This is a genomic window from Thalassospira sp. CH_XMU1458 (assembly GCF_037027205.1).
GTDB lineage: Bacteria > Pseudomonadota > Alphaproteobacteria > Rhodospirillales > Thalassospiraceae > Thalassospira > Thalassospira tepidiphila.
Genome location: NZ_JAYMDW010000003.1, coordinates 696,078 through 716,610 on the forward strand (window position 1 = coordinate 696,078; position 20,533 = coordinate 716,610).

General features: G+C 54.9%; 21 protein-coding genes. 11 read left to right on the plus strand and 10 right to left on the minus strand.

The genetic code is table 11. The features are described from left to right. Positions 1-35: 35 nt before the first annotated feature. The 3 genes from WBY09_RS17230 (at position 36) to WBY09_RS17240 (ending at position 2,908) form a co-directional block, all read left to right on the plus strand. Complete coding sequence (locus tag WBY09_RS17230) at positions 36-755, plus strand: substrate-binding periplasmic protein (RefSeq protein ID WP_197146891.1); 720 nt, start codon at positions 36-38, stop codon at positions 753-755. 365 nt (positions 756-1,120) lie between these two features. Then, positions 1,121-1,807, plus strand: coding sequence for a substrate-binding periplasmic protein (locus WBY09_RS17235; RefSeq protein WP_336233393.1), 687 nt, complete (start codon positions 1,121-1,123; stop codon positions 1,805-1,807). Positions 1,808-2,008: 201 nt separating this feature from the next. Then, a complete protein-coding gene (locus WBY09_RS17240) occupies positions 2,009-2,908 on the plus strand; it encodes a DMT family transporter (protein ID WP_197146893.1) in 900 nt (299 codons plus the stop codon). Here the strand turns inward: WBY09_RS17240 and WBY09_RS17245 are convergent, their stop codons facing one another. After that, positions 2,909-3,457, minus strand: coding sequence for a hypothetical protein (locus WBY09_RS17245; RefSeq protein ID WP_336233394.1), 549 nt, complete (start codon positions 3,455-3,457; stop codon positions 2,909-2,911). 2 nt (positions 3,458-3,459) lie between these two features. Beyond that, on the minus strand, positions 3,460-4,248 hold the full coding sequence (locus WBY09_RS17250; RefSeq protein ID WP_197146895.1) for a DUF4198 domain-containing protein: 789 nt from the start codon (positions 4,246-4,248) through the stop codon (positions 3,460-3,462). Between the two features lie 105 nt (positions 4,249-4,353). Here WBY09_RS17250 and nikR point away from each other — a divergent pair, with 105 nt between their 5' ends. Together nikR and recA are read left to right on the plus strand one after the other, a co-directional pair. Further along, positions 4,354-4,833 carry a nickel-responsive transcriptional regulator NikR gene (nikR, locus tag WBY09_RS17255; protein WP_197146896.1) on the plus strand — a complete coding sequence of 160 codons (480 nt, stop codon included), beginning with the start codon at positions 4,354-4,356 and terminating at the stop codon, positions 4,831-4,833. A gap of 285 nt (positions 4,834-5,118) precedes the next feature. Then, positions 5,119-6,192, plus strand: a complete 1,074-nt coding sequence (gene recA / locus WBY09_RS17260) for a recombinase RecA (protein ID WP_040823385.1) — start codon at positions 5,119-5,121, stop codon at positions 6,190-6,192. 103 nt (positions 6,193-6,295) lie between these two features. On the opposite strand, the gene WBY09_RS17265 is transcribed toward recA, so the two are convergent. Next, complete coding sequence (locus WBY09_RS17265; RefSeq protein WP_197146897.1) at positions 6,296-7,297, minus strand: helix-turn-helix domain-containing protein; 1,002 nt, start codon at positions 7,295-7,297, stop codon at positions 6,296-6,298. A 133-nt stretch (positions 7,298-7,430) separates the two neighbouring features. On the opposite strand from WBY09_RS17265, the gene WBY09_RS17270 reads away from it, so the two are divergent. From WBY09_RS17270 to alaS, 6 genes are all read left to right on the plus strand, one after another. After that, complete coding sequence (locus WBY09_RS17270; RefSeq protein ID WP_197146898.1) at positions 7,431-8,483, plus strand: alpha/beta hydrolase family protein; 1,053 nt, start codon at positions 7,431-7,433, stop codon at positions 8,481-8,483. Between the two features lie 216 nt (positions 8,484-8,699). Continuing rightward, a complete protein-coding gene (locus WBY09_RS17275) occupies positions 8,700-8,840 on the plus strand; it encodes an entericidin A/B family lipoprotein (protein ID WP_008890360.1) in 141 nt (46 codons plus the stop codon). A gap of 53 nt (positions 8,841-8,893) precedes the next feature. Continuing rightward, on the plus strand, positions 8,894-9,070 hold the full coding sequence (locus WBY09_RS17280; protein ID WP_008890359.1) for a DUF1328 domain-containing protein: 177 nt from the start codon (positions 8,894-8,896) through the stop codon (positions 9,068-9,070). Between the two features lie 206 nt (positions 9,071-9,276). Continuing rightward, the gene (locus WBY09_RS17285) at positions 9,277-9,420 is read left to right on the plus strand and encodes an entericidin A/B family lipoprotein (protein ID WP_336233396.1); all 144 of its coding nucleotides are present in this window, start codon (positions 9,277-9,279) and stop codon (positions 9,418-9,420) included. Then, on the plus strand, positions 9,407-9,946 hold the full coding sequence (locus WBY09_RS17290; protein ID WP_336233398.1) for a GNAT family N-acetyltransferase: 540 nt from the start codon (positions 9,407-9,409) through the stop codon (positions 9,944-9,946). Before WBY09_RS17285 ends, WBY09_RS17290 begins: the two co-directional genes overlap by 14 nt. Positions 9,947-10,126: 180 nt before the next feature. Next, on the plus strand, positions 10,127-12,781 hold the full coding sequence (gene alaS, locus WBY09_RS17295; protein WP_008890356.1) for an alanine--tRNA ligase: 2,655 nt from the start codon (positions 10,127-10,129) through the stop codon (positions 12,779-12,781). 95 nt (positions 12,782-12,876) lie between these two features. On the opposite strand, the gene WBY09_RS17300 is transcribed toward alaS, so the two are convergent. From WBY09_RS17300 to WBY09_RS17335, 7 genes are all read right to left on the minus strand, one after another. Next, positions 12,877-14,250 (minus strand): DUF2254 domain-containing protein, encoded by a 1,374-nt coding sequence (locus tag WBY09_RS17300; protein WP_336233399.1) that lies wholly within the window; start codon positions 14,248-14,250, stop codon positions 12,877-12,879. A 188-nt stretch (positions 14,251-14,438) separates the two neighbouring features. After that, the gene (locus WBY09_RS17305) at positions 14,439-15,281 is read right to left on the minus strand and encodes a tetratricopeptide repeat protein (protein WP_336233400.1); all 843 of its coding nucleotides are present in this window, start codon (positions 15,279-15,281) and stop codon (positions 14,439-14,441) included. A 210-nt stretch (positions 15,282-15,491) separates the two neighbouring features. Then, a complete protein-coding gene (locus WBY09_RS17310; protein WP_064782326.1) occupies positions 15,492-16,208 on the minus strand; it encodes a hypothetical protein in 717 nt (238 codons plus the stop codon). A 185-nt stretch (positions 16,209-16,393) separates the two neighbouring features. Continuing rightward, the gene (locus tag WBY09_RS17315) at positions 16,394-17,818 is read right to left on the minus strand and encodes an aldehyde dehydrogenase family protein (RefSeq protein WP_336233402.1); all 1,425 of its coding nucleotides are present in this window, start codon (positions 17,816-17,818) and stop codon (positions 16,394-16,396) included. A gap of 85 nt (positions 17,819-17,903) precedes the next feature. Further along, positions 17,904-18,635 carry an MBL fold metallo-hydrolase gene (locus WBY09_RS17320; protein ID WP_197146904.1) on the minus strand — a complete coding sequence of 244 codons (732 nt, stop codon included), beginning with the start codon at positions 18,633-18,635 and terminating at the stop codon, positions 17,904-17,906. Further along, a complete protein-coding gene (locus WBY09_RS19920) occupies positions 18,632-19,744 on the minus strand; it encodes an ABC transporter ATP-binding protein (protein ID WP_197146905.1) in 1,113 nt (370 codons plus the stop codon). Before WBY09_RS19920 ends, WBY09_RS17320 begins: the two co-directional genes overlap by 4 nt. Then, positions 19,741-20,532: an ABC transporter permease gene (locus WBY09_RS17335; protein WP_197146906.1), complete on the minus strand. Its 792-nt coding sequence runs from the start codon at positions 20,530-20,532 to the stop codon at positions 19,741-19,743. Before WBY09_RS17335 ends, WBY09_RS19920 begins: the two co-directional genes overlap by 4 nt. Position 20,533: the final 1 nt, after the last annotated feature.

The window sequence follows — 20,533 nt, forward strand, 5'->3', positions numbered from 1 at the left end:
TATCACTGGGAAGATGTTGCTTTGGGGGTGATATTATGGCGCTTCGCAAGCCCAATGCGATCGTTCGGTCGTGCATGTTTGCTATCATTTTTCTGGCAGTACTTTTCCTGTCATTTGAATTGTTGCCCGGTGCAAAGGCAAAGCAACCATGCCTGCGCATTGCCATCCCCGAAGCCACAATTGGCGATACCGGACACGATATTTATCAGGCGGCAATGAATGATGCCGGTCTTTGTGTCGAACCTGTTTTGATGCCCCATGCGCGAACGTTCATGGCAATGCGCCATGAACAGATTGATGGCGTCTTTGCCATGCTTGAAACATACGGGAAGACGACCGAAACGCCTGTGATCCGCGGCAGTGTCATTTTGGGGAAACCCGATGGTATGTTTGTCGTTAAAAAGGATGGGCCCAAAACCCTGTCAGAGCTTACGTCCGAGCAGATCGGTGTCTGGTTGGGAACAGGCTGGTCAGAAAAGCTTCTTGAACATTATGAACATGTTGTGCCCGTCGCCGGTGGACCGGAGTTGATGATGGAGATGCTTGTGAAAGGGCGTCTGGATGGCATTTTGCTCAATGACTATTCATTGCGCAGCCAGGGTGGTGCGCCGGAAGGGTTCGTTGCGATCCCTGTTGCCAATCTCGCCGTCTATAGCTTCCTTCGGGCCGAACATGCCGAACAGATGGCGAAATTTGATAATGGCACCGTCCGCTTCCGGGAAAAGATAGCGGCCTTGCGCAAGGACCCCTCCTGAGCCGCATCACATGTGGGCCAAAGGCGCTCCCGCCTTTACAGTTGTGTGTTTGCAATGCGCGATCAAAACGGCTTTGGCGCCCCGTCAGCTTGGCTCTGATTCTGGCGCGTAATGCTGCACTGCGACCTATACGTTTGCCTTAGACGATTGGCAAACAGGTGCTTGCACGCGCTTTTGGATTGCACGTATAGTTTTCCCTAACGGCAAAAGCCGAAACCAAAGAACAATGAAAATGACCCGACCGCAATCAATGACGGCGGGCAGATCAGGTAGGCTCGCAACATGTCCCGCTATCACCGGGAAGATGTTGCCTTGGGGGTGATACTATGGCGCTTCGCAAGCCCAATGCGATCGTTAGGTCGTGTATGTTCGCTGTCATTTTTCTGGCAGCACTTTTCCTGTCATTTGAATTGCTGCCCTCGGCAAAGGCAGACGAAGAAGTCTGTCTCAAGATCGCCTTGCCGGAAATGGCCGATCATGTTCGCTCTGCCGAGCGGTACCGTGCCGCGATGGCAGAGGCCGGGTTATGTGTGCAGCCGGTCTGGTTGCCAAACAAACGCACCGCTGTCTCTCTTAAACGGGGCGAAATCGATGGTGTCTTTGCCAGCGGCGAAACCATTCGACAATCGGCTGGTGTGCCGCTTGTTTCCGGGGCGGTGGTTGTTGGACGTCCCAAAAGCCTTTTGATCACGGCTGACGACACCGTGAAATCACTCAATGATCTAAAAAACAAGGAAATCGGCGTTTGGCTGGGCGACGACCACGGCAAACAGGAACTGCTCGGTCTTGCTGATATCGTCACCGTACCCGGGGGTGCCGGGATGATGTTGCGCATGCTCAATCTTGGGAGGCTAGATGGCCTGTTGATTGACGATTTCTCGCTTAAACAGACCGAAGGCGTGCCGGAAGGCTATCGCACCATCGAACTGGAAACCCTTACGACCTATAGCTGGCTGCGCAAGGAATACGAAGCCCTGTTGCCGCAATTCAATCGCGGCACCGATATCTTCCGCGCGGCTCTTGATTTGACAGGCCCGGAAACCAAGTCCTGATCAACCGACCTCGCGAGCCCAAAATCTATCGAAGCTGTCCATCTGGCGTCGGCGCGTGAGCCGTCAAACCGTCATGCAATAAAAGCAATTGCCAACGTCCGAATATTTACGGTTTATGACAGGCAGGGTTGCCCCACTACGACCCGCCAACACAACCGGCATCACGGTTGAATAACCAAACCCTTTCGGAAACGCGCCCCCATGATTTCCCTTTTTGGCGAGGCTGCTGCCTTTACTGCTGCGCTCTGTTGGGCGAGTTCCAGCATGATCTTTTCCAATATCGGCGGGAAGGCGGGGGCGCAGACGGTTAATCGCGGGCGTCTGGCCTGTTCGATTTTTTGTCTGACCATTTTGCATTGGATCCTTCAGGGCCAGCCATGGCCGAATGCCGTGACGTGGGAACAGCTTGGCTGGTTGTCGCTTTCATCGGTTTTGGGCCTGGTGATTGGCGATGCCATGCTATTTCAGGCTTTTGTTCTGATCGGTGCGCGGCTTTCGATGTTGTTGATGTCGACCGTTCCGATCATGGGCGCGGTTCTGGCCTGGGTCCTGTTTGATGAAACGCTGCGCCCGATTGAAATCACCGGGATCGCCTGTGGGGTGGGGGGGGTGTTGATTGTCATTCTTGGCAAAAAGGGCCGCCCGATCGGGCTTGAGGGACGCAATTATGCCATTGGCATTCTGTTTGGTTTTGGCGGCGCGGTCGGTCAGGTCGCAAATCTGATCACGGCGAAATATGCCCTGATTGATGGCTATTCAGCACTTTCCGCCACCTGGATCAGAACACTGGTCGCCGTGATCGCCATGTGGGGATTGGCGATCATCCTTGGCCGGGTGCGGCGGACTGTTACGGCCTGTATCGCGCCGGATGTTGGCAAATGGCTGTTGCTGGGCGCGCTTATCGGGCCCGCAATCGGTGTGTGGCTTTCAATGCTGGCGGTTCAAAACGCCAATGTCGGGATTGCCTCAACCCTGATGGCGCTGCCGCCGGTTATTCTGATCGTTTATGAAGGCCTGATCCTGCGCAAGCCGGTTGGCATTCAGGCGGTAATCGGAACCTGCCTTGCCTTTGGCGGTGTGACCTTGCTGTTCATGCCCTGATCAGTTCGACTGTTTTCGAGCCATCTGGCGACGCTGCCAAAGCATAAGCCCGCCAAACAGGTTCGCGAGGATGCTGCAGCCAAACAGGATGCTTGCCCAAATCGGCAAATCAAACAGCGCGGGCGTGCCTTGGATGGCCGTTGTCGACGACGCAGTTGCCGTCTGGCCGCCCCCCGGTGTGACTGTGGCGTTGGCGGTGTCCGTCGGCTGATAGGCCAATTGCACAACATGCCCCATGCCATCGGCCACCTTGATGTGGAGTTCACTTGGCGCATCTGGTGCTGGTGTGCCGCCAAGCCCAAGGGAGAACTGACCGACCCGGTCCGTGCGCGCCTTTTGCCAGACCTTGCCGTCCTTGGTTGTGACAACCACCTCGGCAAAGGCCATCGGGGATCCGTCGGTATATCGAAAACCATAGGTCTTTGTATTGGCACTATCTTCGACCTGCCAACCAGCACCATGGGCATGGGCGGGGGCAGGGACGGCCAATGGCCCCGCAATCAGCAGGGCCATCAGAACCAAAAGGCGATAAAAGCCGGTCCGTGCCATCATCATTTATCTACGGCGAATGATAGCGTCGCGCGGATGTTGTGGTTGCCAACGCCTTCCTCGGCATCGGGCATATCGGCCGCGATACGCACAATCCACAAACCGGGGGCCGAAACCCGGATCTTGGCAATGCCACTGCCGGCCTCGGTGCTCAGTGTCTCTGTCGCATAGGCCCAGGAGGACGGTGTTTCGGTAAATCCGGCATAGGTTGCCAGAACCGATGTCGTCAACGGGTGACCGTTCAAAAGGATCTGGAACTCGGCATCCTCGCCGACCTTGGTGTCACGCGGATCGCTGAGCGGCACGATTTCAAGTGCATCACCAAGTGGTTTGGTAACAAAATCGGCTGAGCCTTCGACACCCACCAGAAGCTTGGCAAACTTTTCATAGCGGGTCGATGCGATGGCATCGGGATGTTCATCGGCACCGCCGGCCTGCCAGCCATCGGGGGTTTGCGACCAGACAACACCCAGACGATGGCCGGAAATCCAAGCCGCCGTATCGGGCACTTCAAACGTGCCGATCAGATTGGGCGCGGTGTCATTTTGGGAAATCGCAATGTCGTTCGTGCCATTGGCGGTGATCAGCGTGGCGCGCACATCATTTACGCCTTCTGCTTCTTCCGGAAGGCCAAACTGATGGGTCGAATCAAGGATAAGTGTCGCATTCTCGCCCGGCTTCGCCGTCTCAGGCGATTGGCTTGCGATGAATTCATGCGCGTTTGCCGACAGACCGATCAGAAGCGTTGCGGCACCAATCACCATGCTTGCTGCGAACTTTGGTTGAAACATTTGCGTTCCTTTGGGAAATTGTTTTTATGGAAGAACCATGTGCGGGTATGAACTTTTCAAAAAAGATCATACTCGTCAAGCCGTTGATTGTGAGAGGTAGTCAAAATGACCCGCGTGACCGTATCGATTGAAGACGATCTGATGGAGGCGTTTGACGCGTTTCTTGATCACCGCGGCTATACCAACCGGTCAGAGGGATTTCGCGATCTGATCCGTGAAAAGCTTCAGAACACCAAGCTTGAAGACAATGCCGACGGGGTCGGGATTGCGGTTCTGAACTATGTCTATGATCACGAGGAACGCATGCTGGCATCACGCCTGATGAGCACTCAGCACGAACATCACAATCTGACGGTTTCCACGGTGCACTTCCATATTGATCATGATACCTGCCTTGAAAGTGTGACACTGCGCGGGCGGCTTTCTGAAATCCGCGCCTTTGCCGACAAGGTTCTGGCACAGCCGGGCGTGCGCCACGGGCAGCTTTACACCGTGCCGGGTGAATTGCATGTCGAAAGCCATCATCATGGCGATGATCACGATGGACATGCGCCTAAGCACGAACATCTTAAAATCACCACCTGATCGTATTGCCAAACCGTCACTGACCCCACGCCCCGCTGTTGTTGGGCGGGCGGTTGAAGCATCTGTTCTCTGAAAGTTCTAATCGAAGCCATGAGAACAAACTTGCAACATCCGAATTTTTGTGAGAATGTTCGCATTATGTTCTCAGTTGTTTTGTCGATAAGAACGCAGTGGCAGGCTGCGGCAACAGGCAAAACAGTCTAGCGGTGGCGTTCCGCATTATAGGTCCGGGGAACCGCCTGCGTTGCATCCAACCCGGCCCTGTGGAATAAGAGAGTTCGAGCAATGATTCAGACCGCGCTGCATTTGGTGGATAAGGATACTATGGATAAGCAGAAGGCACTCGAAGCCGCCCTTGGGCAGATCGAACGGGCATTTGGCAAAGGTTCGATTATGAAGCTGGGTCAGCGGGAAAGCGCCGTTGATATCTCAGCTATTTCAACCGGTTCGCTCGGTCTTGATATCGGACTGGGCATTGGCGGTCTGCCGCGTGGCCGTATCGTCGAAATCTATGGTCCGGAAAGTTCGGGTAAAACCACGCTGGCGTTGCACACGGTTGCCGAAGCCCAGAAGCTTGGCGGGACCTGTGCGTTTGTCGATGCCGAACACGCGCTTGACCCGGGATATGCCCGCAAGCTTGGTGTGAATACCGACGAACTCCTGATTTCCCAGCCCGATGCCGGTGAACAGGCCCTTGAAATCGCTGACACGCTGGTGCGTTCTGGCGCGATTGATGTTCTGGTCGTCGATTCGGTTGCTGCCCTTGTCCCGCGCGCCGAACTTGAAGGTGAGATGGGCGATACGCACGTTGGTCTGCAGGCCCGCCTGATGAGCCAAGCACTGCGTAAACTGACCAGTTCTGTTTCGCGTTCGAACTGCATGGTCATCTTCATCAACCAGATCCGTATGAAGATTGGTGTGATGTTCGGCAGCCCGGAAACCACAACCGGTGGTAACGCGCTTAAATTCTATGCCTCTGTCCGCCTTGATATCCGTCGTATCGGTCAGATCAAGGACCGCGACGAAGTCGTTGGTAACCAGACGCGTGTGAAGGTCGTCAAAAACAAGATGGCCCCGCCGTTCAAGCAGGTTGAATTCGACATCATGTATGGCGAAGGCATTTCCAAGATGGGTGAAATCCTTGATCTTGGCGTCAAGGCCGGTATCGTCGAGAAATCCGGTTCCTGGTTCTCCTACAACTCGACCCGTATCGGTCAGGGCCGCGAGAACGCCAAGAGCTTCCTGCGCGAGAATCCGGAAATGACCAAGGAGATCGAAAACAGCATTCGCGAGAGTGCCGGTCTGATCGCCGAAGCCATGACCAATATGAGCGAAGACGAACCGGTCAACGACGATTGATCTGATTGATCATTCCAACTGATTGCAAAAGGCGGCGCCACAATGGGTGCCGCCTTTTTCTTTACTGCTCACGCTGCCAGGTTGTCTTTGCCGGCTGAGGGGGCTAGGTGGAGCCTTGTTGTTGCCATTGGCTTGGCGTTTTGCCTGTAATCCGCAGGAATTCACGATTGAAGTTGGATTTGGTGTTAAAGCCGCTTTCAAGCATCGTGTTGGTCACATTTTCCCCCGCGTCAAGCATGCGGCAGGCATGCTCAATCCGGTATTTATTGATATAGCGCGACACGTTTTCACCGGTCGTGGTGTTGATCGCCATTGAAATCTGTTTGAGCGGACGTCCCATGCGTCGGGAAATTCGGGCAAGGGTCAGATCCGGATCAAGATACAACCGTTCCTGTGTCTGTAACGCGTTGAGTTCGTTCATGATGGCCCGACATTGCTCAGAACTCAGTGCGGCCTGGCTATCATCGACCGGGTCCTTCAATGCGACATCAATCGCAATGTCTGGCGACAGGCTGAGAAAGCCAATTGTCAGTAGCGCGATTGACGAGGTGACGCTGAGAACTACACCGGCAATCTCATCGTTCCCGTCAATCTTGGCCAGCAATATCAGCAGGTCGCTGATGGCTGATATGATCAGTGCAATGGCGATAAAACGCCAGACCAGTGCGGGGATCTGTCCCGATGTCAGACGCATATGTGCAAAATCACCCCGTTGGCGATGAAGCATCACCAAAATTGCCAATCCATATCCGACAAAAAGGCTGCACAAGACAGCATCAATCACGACAGGCAAAAAGAAGACACAGAGCGCGACAAGTGCCGGCATCGAAAAATGCAGCAGGTCCCCGCGTTGTAAACGGGCGCGAAGGCTTGCCTCAACAAATGCCATCCACGCTATGACCGGAATGGCAGAAGCCGTGATCGGCTGAAGCCATCTCAGCCCGTCGATGCCGTAATATTGAACAAGCCCGACCAAAAAACTTTGCGCGGCGGCAGCCAGTAGAAGTGCCATCAGCATCTTGGGCGTTTTCTGGCCGACAAGGGCGCGGACAAACAAGAACCCTAAAACCAGCGCCACAATCATCGGAACAGGTAGAACAAGCATCTGATCGCAATTTTCCGCCTAAGGGGTATCAAAACCGGTTTTGAGACGTCCACAAACCCGTTCGAGGACGCAAGGCCATCCTGTTTTGGGCAGAACTTCTTCTGTACTCCAACTTAGGACAAGGATCCTTGTGATGAAACCGATATATCTCGCCTTTGCCCTGTGTCTGTTCGCAGGCCTGAAAACATCGCCTGTACTGGCGGAACAGCAAACCGATTATGCCGGGTATGATCGTTTTGATGTGCGCGCTGCCCATCGTTCCATGCCAGTCGCGGCCTCAGTCTGGTATCCCGCAGACACCGTGATTTATAAGGCACCTGTCGGCAACAATATCATCTGGAAGGGAACAAGCGCCTATATCGGTGCGGCAATTGAACCGGGCAGGCACCCGCTGGTCCTTCTGTCACATGGCTCGGGCGGGAATATGGATGGACTTGGCTGGTTGTCTTCGCAACTGGCCTTGCGCGGGGCAATTGTTGTTGCGCTAAACCATCCCGGTACGACATCAGGGGACTCTTCACCCCGCCGGACACCATTTATTGGCGAACGCGCGGCTGATATTCAGGCGACCCTTGATCAGGTTTTGTCAAATCCGTCCTTTGCCCCCTTCATTGATCGCCAAAATATCTCTGCAATTGGCTTCTCTTTGGGCGGAACGACGGTCCTAAACCTTATCGGGGTAAGGTTTGATCAAACGCTTTTTGCGCAATATTGCGACCGATTTGGCGATGCCGCACAGGATTGCGACTTTTTGCGCAAAGGAGGCGTCGATCTTGATCATATGCCCAATGATTTCGACGTTCCCAGCCGGGATGACCGGATTACACGTAGTATTGCGATTGAACCGGGCATGGGGTTCGCCGCGACGGAGCAAAGCCTTGCAGCGGTGAAATCTCCTGTGCTTTTCATTGGCCTTGGCGAAGAAGAAAAATGGGCGGCTGCCGATTTTGGTCCGACTGGCAGCAATCTTGTTGCGCGCATCAAGAATGCGTCTTCGGCAAATTTTGCGCCTGCACATCACCTGACATTTCTTGACGAATGTCAGCCAAACGCCGCCGAAATCCTGAAAGAAGAAGGTAGCGATCCGATCTGCACCGATCCCCCTGGCACGGACCGCGCCCTGATCCATCGCCAGATCATTGATGAAATCAGTGAATATCTGGCGCTTGATGCAAAGGCATCCTGATTTCGCAGGTATTGATGTGAAGGAGGTCCACCGTGATCTCCTTCACTTGACGTGCCCCAAAATGATCACGATTGAGAAAAGATCATTTAGAATCAATCGATTGTTATGTTGTTCGCGCCGGAAAATTTGACCGGGAAGAACAATGCCGGGAACAATTATGAGTTGTCGCCGTTTGATTTCCTGTGAGCTTTGACACGATCAACCAGGAGAATGAACATGTCGAATACGATGAAAAAGTTTCTCGCGATTCTGATGATTTCGGGTATGGGCCTTGGCCTTGCTGCCTGTGAAACTGCCGAAGGCTTTGGCGAAGACGTCGAAGATGCCGGTGAAGCAATCCAGGACGGCGCTTCCTGATCTGTAACGGATCGTTATTCATTATCTTAAAGCAACAATAGTGGGAGAATCCCATGCTAGGTTGGGCAATATTCTGTTTGGTTCTGGCACTGATCGCCGCCGTTCTTGGCTTTGGCGGACTTGCAGGGACATTCGTCGGGATCGCAAAGATCTTGTTCTTTGTTTTCCTCGTGCTGTTTGTCGTATCGCTTGTCGTCAACGCGTTGCGTGGCCGTCGCCCGCCGGTCTGATGACCAGACAGTTGCAAAACTGCACGAAGCATACATGCCTATAGAAAGGACGCCATTTCGGCGTCCTTTTCTGCGTTTAGTGCGGCAAACGGCCACTGCGTGCGATAACGGTTGCAAGCCGGATGCCCCGAGGCCAGAATATCGCGATAAACAACAAGACAGGCGACATGCCTGTTATCCGGACTTGAATGGAGCATCCTGCAAAGATGGAAACGATGACAAAACGTCTTCTGGCCGTCCTGATGGTTATTGGCTTTGGTCTTGCCCTTGGTGCCTGCGAAACCGCCGAAGGATTTGGTCGCGATATGGAAAAACTCGGCAAGTCGATCCAGAACAGTGCAAACGACTAGTCCACGAACGGCCCATCTTCAGACAAACCGTCTTCACACAGACCGCCTCGACCTTTCGACGGCCAGATTGGCCGACATCCCCGACCTTTATGCCTTCCTTGGTGATCGTGATGCCATGCGGTTCACCCAGTGTGATGAAACCTTTGCGGCGTGTCGCAAGCGCGTACTGGTCCATGAATGGTTCCGGCGCCGCGATGGATTTGCACCATGGGTCGTAAGGCTGCGCACGTCTGGCGACATCATTGGATGGGGCGGGCTATATACCGATCCGTTTGATCCCGGTTGGGGGCCGGAGCTTGGCTATTATTTGGCGCCGAAAGTCTGGGGGCAGGGGCTTGGCCGGGAACTGGCGACTGCGGCGCTTGACTATGGACGCGGCCGGACATCGATTTCGTGTCTGACCGCCTTTGCCCATCCGCAAAACTCGGCATCGCGCAAATTGTTGCTGGGCCTTGGATTTGAGGCCGCCGGGTTTGTTAAGGAAATGAACCGGGATCGATTCACATTATTGCTGAAAACCGGCTGAATTTTGGCTGCCTTTGGCCCGACGGAGCGGCCCGAAATCGCCGAATTGGGCAAAACTTGCGGCAAATCCCCCGGACTCCTTTCGCCTGACTGGACAGGGCAGGGCCGAGCCGCTAAATAGGGCAGTCCGTTCGCCAGTATGGCGCGCGCAGTTGTTCCGCGTTTTCCGGGTTGGAGAGATATGCAGACCGTCAACGATATCCGCACCACGTTTCTGGAGTTCTTCCGTAAGAACGGCCACGAAGTCGTTTCGTCCAGCCCGCTGGTGCCGCGCAATGACCCTACCCTGATGTTCACCAACGCCGGGATGGTTCAGTTCAAGAACGTTTTCACCGGCCAGGAACACCGCGATTATTCGCGTGCCGCGACCTCGCAGAAATGCGTGCGCGCCGGGGGCAAGCATAACGACCTTGAAAATGTCGGTCATACCGCACGCCATCACACCTTCTTTGAAATGCTCGGCAACTTCTCGTTTGGCGACTATTTCAAGGAAAACGCGATTGAATTTGCCTGGAACCTGATCACCAAGGAATACGGCCTGCCAAAAGACAAGCTGCTGGTCACGGTCTATCACACCGATGACGAGGCGCATGGTCTTTGGAAAAAGATCGCGGGCCTGACCGATGATCGCATCATTCGTATCCCGACCTCGGATAACTTCTGGTCGATGGGCGATACCGGCCCTTGTGGTCCGTGCTCGGAAATCTTCTTTGACCATGGCGATCACATCTGGGGTGGCCCTCCGGGCAGTGCGGAAGAAGACGGCGACCGTTTCATCGAAATCTGGAACCTCGTCTTCATGCAGTACGAACAGATGGCAAATGGTGATCGTGTTGATCTGCCAAAACCGTCCATCGATACCGGCATGGGTCTGGAACGTATTGCCGCTGTGCTTCAGGGCAAACACGACAACTATGACATCGATTTGATGCGTGCCCTGGTCGAAGCATCGGCCGATGCCACCAACACCGATCCGGATGGTTCGCATAATGTGTCGCACCGTGTGGTTGCCGACCATCTGCGTTCGACCAGCTTCCTGATTGCCGATGGTGTTCTGCCGTCCAATGCCGGTCGTGGCAACGTTCTGCGCCGTATCATGCGCCGCGCGATGCGCCACCTGCATATGGTCGGAACCCAGGATCCGACGATGTATAAGCTGGTCCCGGCCCTGGTAAGCAAAATGGGCGGTGCCTTCCCGGAACTGGTCCGTGCGCAGGCCCTGATCGAAGAAACCCTCAAGCTTGAAGAGCAGGGCTTTAAAACCATGCTTGATCGTGGTCTCAAGATGCTTGATGACGCGACCGATGGCATGGATGCGGGCGCGACCCTTTCGGGTGACGTGGCGTTCAAGCTTTATGATACCTATGGCTTCCCGCTTGATCTGACCGCCGATGCGCTCAAAGAACGCAAGATCGGCATCGATGAAGCCGGCTTTACCACCGCCATGGAAGAACAGAAAGCCAAGGCACGTGCGGCATGGTCTGGTTCGGGCGAAGCTGCGACCGAGGAAGTCTGGTTTGACATTAATGACCGTGATGGCGCGACCGAATTCCTGGGGTATGAAACCGAAACCGCCGAGGGTGTGGTTACCGCGCTGATCAAGGACGGTGCCGAAGTCAAATCTGCATCCAAGGGTGACGAAGTTGCCGTTCTTGCCAACCAGACCACCTTCTTTGGTGAGTCCGGTGGTCAGCAGGGCGATGCCGGTGTGATCAAAACCGAACATGGTGCGATCATTGAAATCACCGACACCCAGAAAAAGCTGGGAAGCTTGCATGTGCATCTCGGCAAAGTGACCGAAGGTGACGTCAAGGTTGGCGACGCTGCGGAATTCCGCGTCGATCATACCCGCCGCTCAAGCTTGCGTGCCAACCACTCGGCCACCCACCTTTTGCATGCGGTTCTTCGCAAGCATCTTGGTGATCACGTGACCCAGAAGGGCTCCCTGGTTGCGGCTGATCGTCTGCGTTTCGACATCTCGCATCCCAAGGCCGTCACGGCCGAGGAAGCCGCAGTGATCGAAGCCGATGTCAACAGCCTGATCCGCGAAAACAGCGAAGTCACCACCCGTCTGATGACCCCGGACGAGGCGATTGAGCTGGGCGCGATGGCGCTGTTTGGCGAAAAATACGGCGATGAAGTCCGCGTTGTGTCGATGGGCCTGCCGGTTGCCAATGAACATGCCTATTCGCTTGAGCTTTGCGGCGGTACGCATGTCAAGCGCACCGGTGATATCGGCATGTTCAAGATCGTGTCCGAGGGCGCGGTTTCAAGCGGTGTCCGCCGTATCGAGGCCCTGACCGGTGCCGATGCGGCCAAATACATGTCGGCGCGTGAAAACGTTCTGACCACGGTTGCGGCAGACCTTAAGGCCGTTCCTGAAGACGTCCCGGCCCGCGTCAAGGCGCTGCAGGAAGAACGTCGTCGTCTGGAACGCGAAGTTTCCGATCTGCGCAAAAAGCTGGCAACGGCCGGTTCGGGTGCGGCTTCTGGCGGTGATGCGTTCAAGGAAGTCAATGGCGTTAAAATGGCACTGCGGTCGCTTGACGGCATACCGGCCAAGGAACTCAAAGGCATGGTCGACGAGCTCCGCGATCAGATGGGATCAGGCATCGTTGCCCTTGTGTCAGGTGACGGTGGCAAGGCATCCATCGTTGTCGGCCTGACTGCGGACCTGACGGATAAATACAGCGCCGTTGATCTTGTGCGCATCGGTGTTGAAAAGCTCGGTGGCAAGGGCGGCGGTGGCCGTCCGGATATGGCACAGGGCGGCGGTTCTGATCCTGCGCAGGCGGATGCCGCACTAGCCGCGATCGAGGCACATATCGCTGGCTAAGCGATCACCTGCCAAAAAGTCTGATGAATGAAAAGGGCCCCATTCGGGGCCCTTTTCTTTTGTCTGATGATATCGGTTGGTCCTGCGTTCGCTTGTTATGCGTCGTCTTCGGATGCAGAATTTTTGACCGGCTTCTGATGATGCAAGACACGCGTTGCAGCCCGAACGACGGTTTTACGGTCGTTTTCTTCGGGGATGTCGCGTTCGGCAGCATTGGCGATCATGCGGGCATGGGTGCGCAGCACTTCGCGTTGATGATCGGTCTCGGCCAGTCGCATCAGGCTTTCAAGGATTTCAGCCATCGGCAACAACACATCCGGCTTTGCCGTCGCAGACTGGCGGATCTGGTCATAGGCCGCCCCCAGCATGCCGCCAAAATCAGACATCAGGGCATGCAGGCGGACTTCATCGTCATCATCGCGCCAGATGCCGACCGGATAGCGAAACTGCATGGCATGTGGAAGGGCGTCCCCCAGACGATAGATTGCGGCAATGGCCGTGAACGGGTCGTTGATGCCCGGTGACAGGGCGCGCAAAGCAACTTCGACCAGTTGGCGCAAGGCAAATTCGATATCGAGCATGGCCGTGCGGTGCGATCCGATCATGATCGCCTCAAGAATATCGGCGTGGCATTGTTCGATATTGTCTTGTGCCTGTTTGGAGACGTCATCCTTCAAAGGGACGATACGTCCGACGATATCACCGATCAGCACGTGTTGGCCTGCACGGATCACAAGCGAGATACGCGTATCGGTCTGTTTGGCGATTTCACAGATTTTTTCATAATCGACGCCCTGTACATATCCCGAAGACGCGACGCAAATGGCCTGTTCGCGGGGAATGTCCTGCGGGTCGGGCAGGGTTATCTGGGCGCGTTCGGCAGCCTTGATCGGATCGGTCAGGGTGTTGCTGGCCGATTGAATGGTTTCTTCAAGGTTTTTGCCAACACGCTGAATGACCTCATCGGCAACGATTGATCGGCCAAGGTGGTGGACAAACAGGATCAGGACAAAAACGCAGATGACAAACAGCGCGATACCGACCGTCACAGCCAGATGCGGCACCGGGGCAGAATCCGGTTTTTCACCCATCAGCATCAGCGAGGTGATCAAAAACAGAATGCTGCCAACAAAAGTGCCCAGTGCATTCTGGGTTTTGTTATCGCCCATGAAGTTGCGGATCATACGCGGTCCAAGTGACCCGGCGGCAAGGGTCAGAACCACCATCGTGATCGACAGGGCAAAGGTTGTCAGGGTGACCAGTGTTGCCAACAGGGTTTCAAGCAATCCGCGCACCGCCTGGATTTCATTGAACCCGGGCAACAGGCTGGGAAACATGTCGCGCAAGATATCCTGCGGGGCTGCCATAATGCCCACCGCAAAGGCCGCACCGCCCAGTGCAAAAAGCAAAGGCGATACCCACAGGCTATAGGTCAGAAATTCCCAGACGCGGATCACGCGTTGAACCATGATGTAAAAACCCCTTTTGGGTCAAAGAGTGTCGCGTGACCCGGATCCGGGGAAAACGCATGGACATCATATGATTAAACGCCGATCAGCGCATGCAGTTCCCGCCTGATCTGTTTTGCCGTCGGCAAAGGGGATTTCAAAATGCGCAAGCAATGAGGAAACGTGCGCAGAAAGGCAGGGCAAACGTCTCAGATATCGACTTGTTCGATGGCTGCTTTGCCAATCAGCGCCTGTGCCTCTGGTGTGCCCTTGCGCGCGGTGTCGGGCAGCTTTGCCAGTTGATCGGCGGTTGCCCGGATGTCGTCAAGGTCATCGATCTCGTCACAGACTTCCATCACCCGGTTCCAGATCGCGTCATGATCCATCCCGCCCATAACGGTCAGGGCGATGGCGCGATTAAGCGTTGCCTGCGGATGGTTGGCATCCTGGGACAGGATTTGTTCAAACGCCTCAAAGGCTGCTATCAGATGGCCTTCACGCAGATTGATCACACCCAAATCGTTTGAAGCAGCAAGCGAGGACGGATTGATCCGAAGCAGTTGTTCAACCGCACGCCGTTCGCTTTCAAAATCCTCGTTGGCGCGGTGGCATGTGGCGATCAGACGGTGGATGCTTTCTGATCCCGGATTGTGATGGGCGGCAGTTTGCAGGGCAGAAAGGGCGGCGTCATAGCGTTCCAGCGCGATCAATGCCTGCCCACGCAAGGTCAGCATTTCAGGATCAGTCGGTTTGGCGCGCAGCACGATATCAATGTGGTTGAGTGCGCTACGTGCATCCCCGTTTTCAAGCAATGCGCGTGCAATGTGATGCAGGCAGTCTTCATGACCCCCATCAGATTGCAGCACCGTGCGATACTCGCCGATTGCTTCGATGATCGAACCTTTTTCATGAAGCGCACGCGCCAGCCCGAAACGGGCATCCAGATTATCCATATCTTCGCCAAGTGCCTGGCGCAGCATGTTGATTGCAGCGTCATACTGTCGCTGCTTCAAGGCGGCAAGCCCCATCTCAGAAAAGGACATTGCATTCATAGGAGGTCTCCCAATCCAATCGCAATCCGTTGACCGAACCGCTGAATTTATCGATTAACGATGGGATTATAATGCCCAAGCCGATCATTACCAGCCCTATGTCATAACGAATTCATGACGCCAGACCTGTTGCCGTTGTGAGCCCCAAAAAGAAAAGGCCCCGGAACCAGCCGGGGCCTGTGTCAGGACCGATTTGTGATCCCTGAGCACTTAGTTCAAGAAGGTGTCAGCAATCGGTTCTTCATGTTCCTTGGTCCAAGCAATGATGGTTTCAAGGTTGGTTTTCCAGAGTTCCGTACCAAACGGGCGATCATAAGAAAACTTTTCTTCCGGGATGTAACCTGGGATTACCTCGTCGGTGGGTTGGCGGTAATTAAAGCCGTACTGCACGGTTAGCAGCTTGTTGCGGCGGGAAAAGCGATAGTTGGAAAACACCATAGTTTCGGGTTTCTTTATGTTGTTTCCACGGAAATAGGCCTCAGCCTGTTTGACGCGTTCATTTGCGTTCGCCCCGACATGCAGCGACCAATCTTCAATAATAAAGCACTTTTGATTTCCGCCTTCCTGATTGGCCGACTGCTCATAATAGAGTGTGCTCTGATCAGGATCACAATAGTCGGTCGCATAGAAATAATACCGCATCGACGTCTCAAGTGCGGTGGCAAACATTACGAGGCCATCCAGATTTTTGTCAGCATCAATTTTGGCCAAAACAACCTCACCAAATGGCTGACCTGAGTTGTTTTTTGATATTGATTTTCCGACAACCTTCCAATCGCCTGGTGGCAAAAGAACTTGGCCTTGCGGGACGCTCACTTTCCCTGAATAGATCGTGCCAATTTTGTTTTGCTCGTTAAATGCACTGGTAGCCGTTACACATCCTGCAAGCAGGGCAGCAGTCGCAAGAATGACGAATTTTTTGATCATTTGTGTCCCTTTCCTCAACGTCCCGACAATTCTTACGTGTCTGAATGGAAAGGGTAAACTATCCAAATTCATGGGGACGCGCCCATTCGGATAGTGTCGTTCGCAGGAGGTATTTGAAGCATTTCCGATGGAAGCAGGGCCGGGCGCCATCAGCCAGTCAGCGCCCGGCAAAGAGGTAGGCGATTTTAAAGCTTATGGATCATCTTGATTTCCATGAAGTCTTCAAGGCCAAACAGACCGCCTTCGCGGCCGTTGCCTGATTGCTTGTAACCGCCAAACGGACTGCCCGCCATTGGGGCGGAGCCATTCAGCAACACCATACCGGCACGCAGTTGGCGGGCGACGCGGTCGGCCTTTTTGGCATCCGGGGTCTGGATATAGGCGGCCAAACCGTATGGCGTGTCATTGGCGATCTCGATGGCTTCTTCTTCGGTGTCGAACGGGATCATCGAGACCACCGGGCCAAAGATTTCCTCGCGTGCGATGCGCATATTGTTGTTCACATCGGCAAAGATGGTCGGTTTGACGAAGTATCCCTCGTTAGTGTCGTCGGGCTTGCCCGCACCGCCAACAAGCAGGGTGGCACCTTCGTCAATGCCAGCCTGAATAAGGGTCTGAACCCGGTCAAACTGGATGTGGCTGACCAGCGGGCCGATATGGCTGCCTTCCTTGGTCGGATCGCCGACGGATGCCTGTTCGCCAACGCGTTTGGCAACCTTGACTGCGTCATCATAGATCGAGCGTTGCACCAGCATGCGGGTCGGTGCGTCACAGGTCTGGCCGGAGTTGTTGAAAACGGCATTCACACTCCAGGCGATACGGTCTTCGATATCGACATCATCAAACACGATGTTGGGCGACTTGCCGCCAAGCTCAAGCGTGACACGTTTGATGTTTTCCGAGGCATCCTTGGTGATTTCCTTGCCCGCACGGGTCGATCCGGTAAAGGACATCATGGTGATATCGGGATGACGCGACAGGGTCGCACCGGCAACCGGACCAGCCCCCTTAACCATGTTAAAGGCCCCGGCCGGGAAGCCTGCCTCGTGGATCATTTCGGCATAAAGCACGGCATTAAGCGGGGTGAATTCGGATGGTTTCAGCACGCAGGTGCAGCCGGTGGCAAGGGCCGGGATGACCTTAAGCACGATCTGGTTGATCGGCCAGTTCCACGGCGTAATCAGGCCACAAACCCCGATGGGTTCGCGCAAAAGAAGCTCGCCATTATAAAGGATTTCCTCAGTCTTGAGCTTCTTCAGCGCAACAATGAAATCTTCCAGATGGGCCGTGCCGGCTGCGGCCTGCTGTTCGTGCGACATGGTGGTCGGCGCGCCCAGTTCGGTCGTGATGGTATCTGCAACTTCGCCATAGCGGCGCTTATAGATCGCAAGCAGGTTTTCAAGCCAGCCAAGACGCTGTTCGACGGTTGTCTGGCTGTAGCTTTCAAAGGCGCGCTTGGCCGCGGCGACGGCAAGGTCGACATCTTCTTCGCTGGCCAGGGTGATTTGGGTGATGACTTCTTCGGTGGCCGGATTGATCACGTCCATCTTTTCCGAGGAAATCGGATCAACCCATTTGCCGTTGATGTAAAATTTGCCTGCGTTATCCATAGGAAGCCTTCCTGATCATGTGTGTGGTTCGGGCCAGCGCATTATCCCTAGCACTGGTGACGCTGTTGGCGCCGGTGGCGCGGTTTCAGGTTCGTTCCCTCAGCCAGTTTTTTATTATTTCCCGGTGGCGTTCGGCCCCGTAACTGGCAAAATGCCCGCCATGCACGACCCGGGCCGGCAAATCATAAAGCCGTTCCATCGATCGGACATAGTCAGCTGCATTTGCATGATAAGTGTCTTCGATCAAAGGTCCATCATAAACAATGTCGCCGGAAAACAGGATACCGGTGGCCTTTTCCCAAAGCGCAATACCGCCCGGTGAATGGCCCGGTGTGTGGATGACCTCGAAATGGCGGTCGCCCAGATCAATCACATCGCCGTCCTCGACAATGCGGGTCGCCGGTGCGGCCTTGACGGCGTAAGTGGTCGAGGCATAGGGAAGCGGCGGGAGTTTCGTGAAAATCTCGTCGGTCACATAGGGATCGGCAAGCGTGTTTTTGCGCGTGGGCGCGGCCAGAAGATCGGCTTCACACCGATGGCAAACTCGGTTTTCAAATTCGTGGTGGCAGCCGATATGATCAAAGTGGGTGTGGCTGGCAACCGCCTGAACGCTGCGTTCGGTGACAAGCGGTACCCATTCGGTCAGCGACACAACCCCCATGCCACTATCGACCAGCATGTCGCCATCGCGGCCGCGCACATGCCAGATGTTGCAGCGGTAAAATTCCTCGATGAACGGTTCGCCGATATAGGTGACGTCATCGCCGACGGTTTTCAGGCTATACCAGTCTTCGGGTTCGGCGCGGTCGATCGTCATAGGGCGGCACTTTCTGGTGTGGGGCGGGGCGGATGGCCATGCAACACCACCACCGAGGTCGGATCAAGGGTCAGTTCAACCCATGCCCCCGGTTCGATGATGGCTGATTGCGGCATGTGGGCGGTGATCGTCATGTTGGGGTAATCAAGCGGGCTTAGATGGGCGCGATGATGGGTGCCAAAGAACGATCCATCTTCGACCTTGGCCTTGCCCAGCGTGATGCGCGGGCCGGTTCCGGTGCTGGCACGGAAGTGTTCCGGGCGAATGGCAAGGGTGACCGATGCGCCGGGGGCAAAGCCCCTGCATTCGAATTCAGGCAGTTCAACAGTACCAAGCGGTGTCTTGACGGAAATGGTGCTGTCGGTTGCGCTTTCAAACGTGCCAGGGATGAAATTGACTTCGCCCATGAAGCTCGCGGTGAAAATCGTCTTGGGCTGCATATAGATGTTTTCGGGGCTGCCAACATCTTCGATCCGGCCGGCATTCATCACAACGATCCGATCAGCAATCGCCATGGCCTCTTCCTGATCATGCGTGACGTGGACAAAGGTGGTGCCGACCCGTTTTTGGATGGCTTTAAGCTCGTCCTGCATCTGACGACGGAGTTTGAGGTCGAGTGCACCCAACGGTTCATCAAGCAACAAGACATCGGGTTCGACGGCAAGCGCACGGGCAAGGGCAACACGTTGACGCTGCCCACCCGAAAGTTCATGCGGTTTCTTGTTGGCGGACGTTTTTAGCCCGACCATATCAAGCAGTTCTTCGGCCTTGGCGTGACGTTGGGCTTTGCCGACCTTGCGCATTTTAAGGCCAAAGGCGACATTGTCGCGCAAGCTCATATGCGGGAACAGGGCGTAATCCTGAAACATCGTGGTGGTCGGGCGTTTGGCCGGTGCGACATCGCCCATATCCTTGCCATTGATTTCAATCGTGCCACTGGATGGTGACAGGAACCCGCCCAGAAGGGATAACAAGGTGGTCTTGCCGCAGCCCGATGGGCCCAGCAGGACGATATATTCGCCCGCCGCGATTTCGAGGCTGATATCGTCAAGGGCGGTAAAGTCGCCAAAAATCTTGGTGGCGTTGCGAATGGAGACAGGGGCGGTCATTTCTTTGCCGTCCTTCTAAAGACAATCAATTCAAGAATAAGCAGCAGCGCAACCGAGACCAGGAAGACAACACTCCCAACCGCGTTGGTTTTCGGGTTGAGGCCCGAACGCAACATGCTCCAGATTTCAACTGGCAGGGTGACGTCAAAGCGCGACAACAGGAATGCGATGATGAATTCATCCCAGCTAAACGTTACCGACAGGAAAAAGGCCGCAAGGATGGAGGGCATCAACATCGGGGCAGACACCTGCGTCATCACTTGCCATTCGGCGGCACCCAGATCGCGGGCGGCCCGTTCGATATTTTTCTGATGATCGCCCATGGATGCATAAATAATCGCAAAGCACAGCGGCAGATTGATCACCACATGCCCGATCCCGACCGTCCCAAGCGACAATGATACACCCAACCAGTTAAAGGTGGTCAGCAAACCCAGCGCAATGATCAGGTAACTGACCGTCATCGGCGCAATCAGAAGGCCACGCTGAATACGCGATGCGGGCAGAACAAATCTCGCCAACCCATAGGCCGCACAGAAACCAAGAACACAGGCGACCGTGGCCGAGCCGATGGCAACCATCAGGGAGTTGGTCAGAGCCGACATCAGACGACTGTCAGAAAAGACCTCGCCATACCATTTAAGGGTCGCACCGTTAAAAGGCGGAACCGGCAGGCGGCCATCCTGAAATGAAAACAGGACAAGCACGGCCACTGGCAAAAAGATGAAGCCATACAGTGCGATCAGATAAGACCATGAAGCCAGTTTTGATAAGCGTGAAGAGATCATT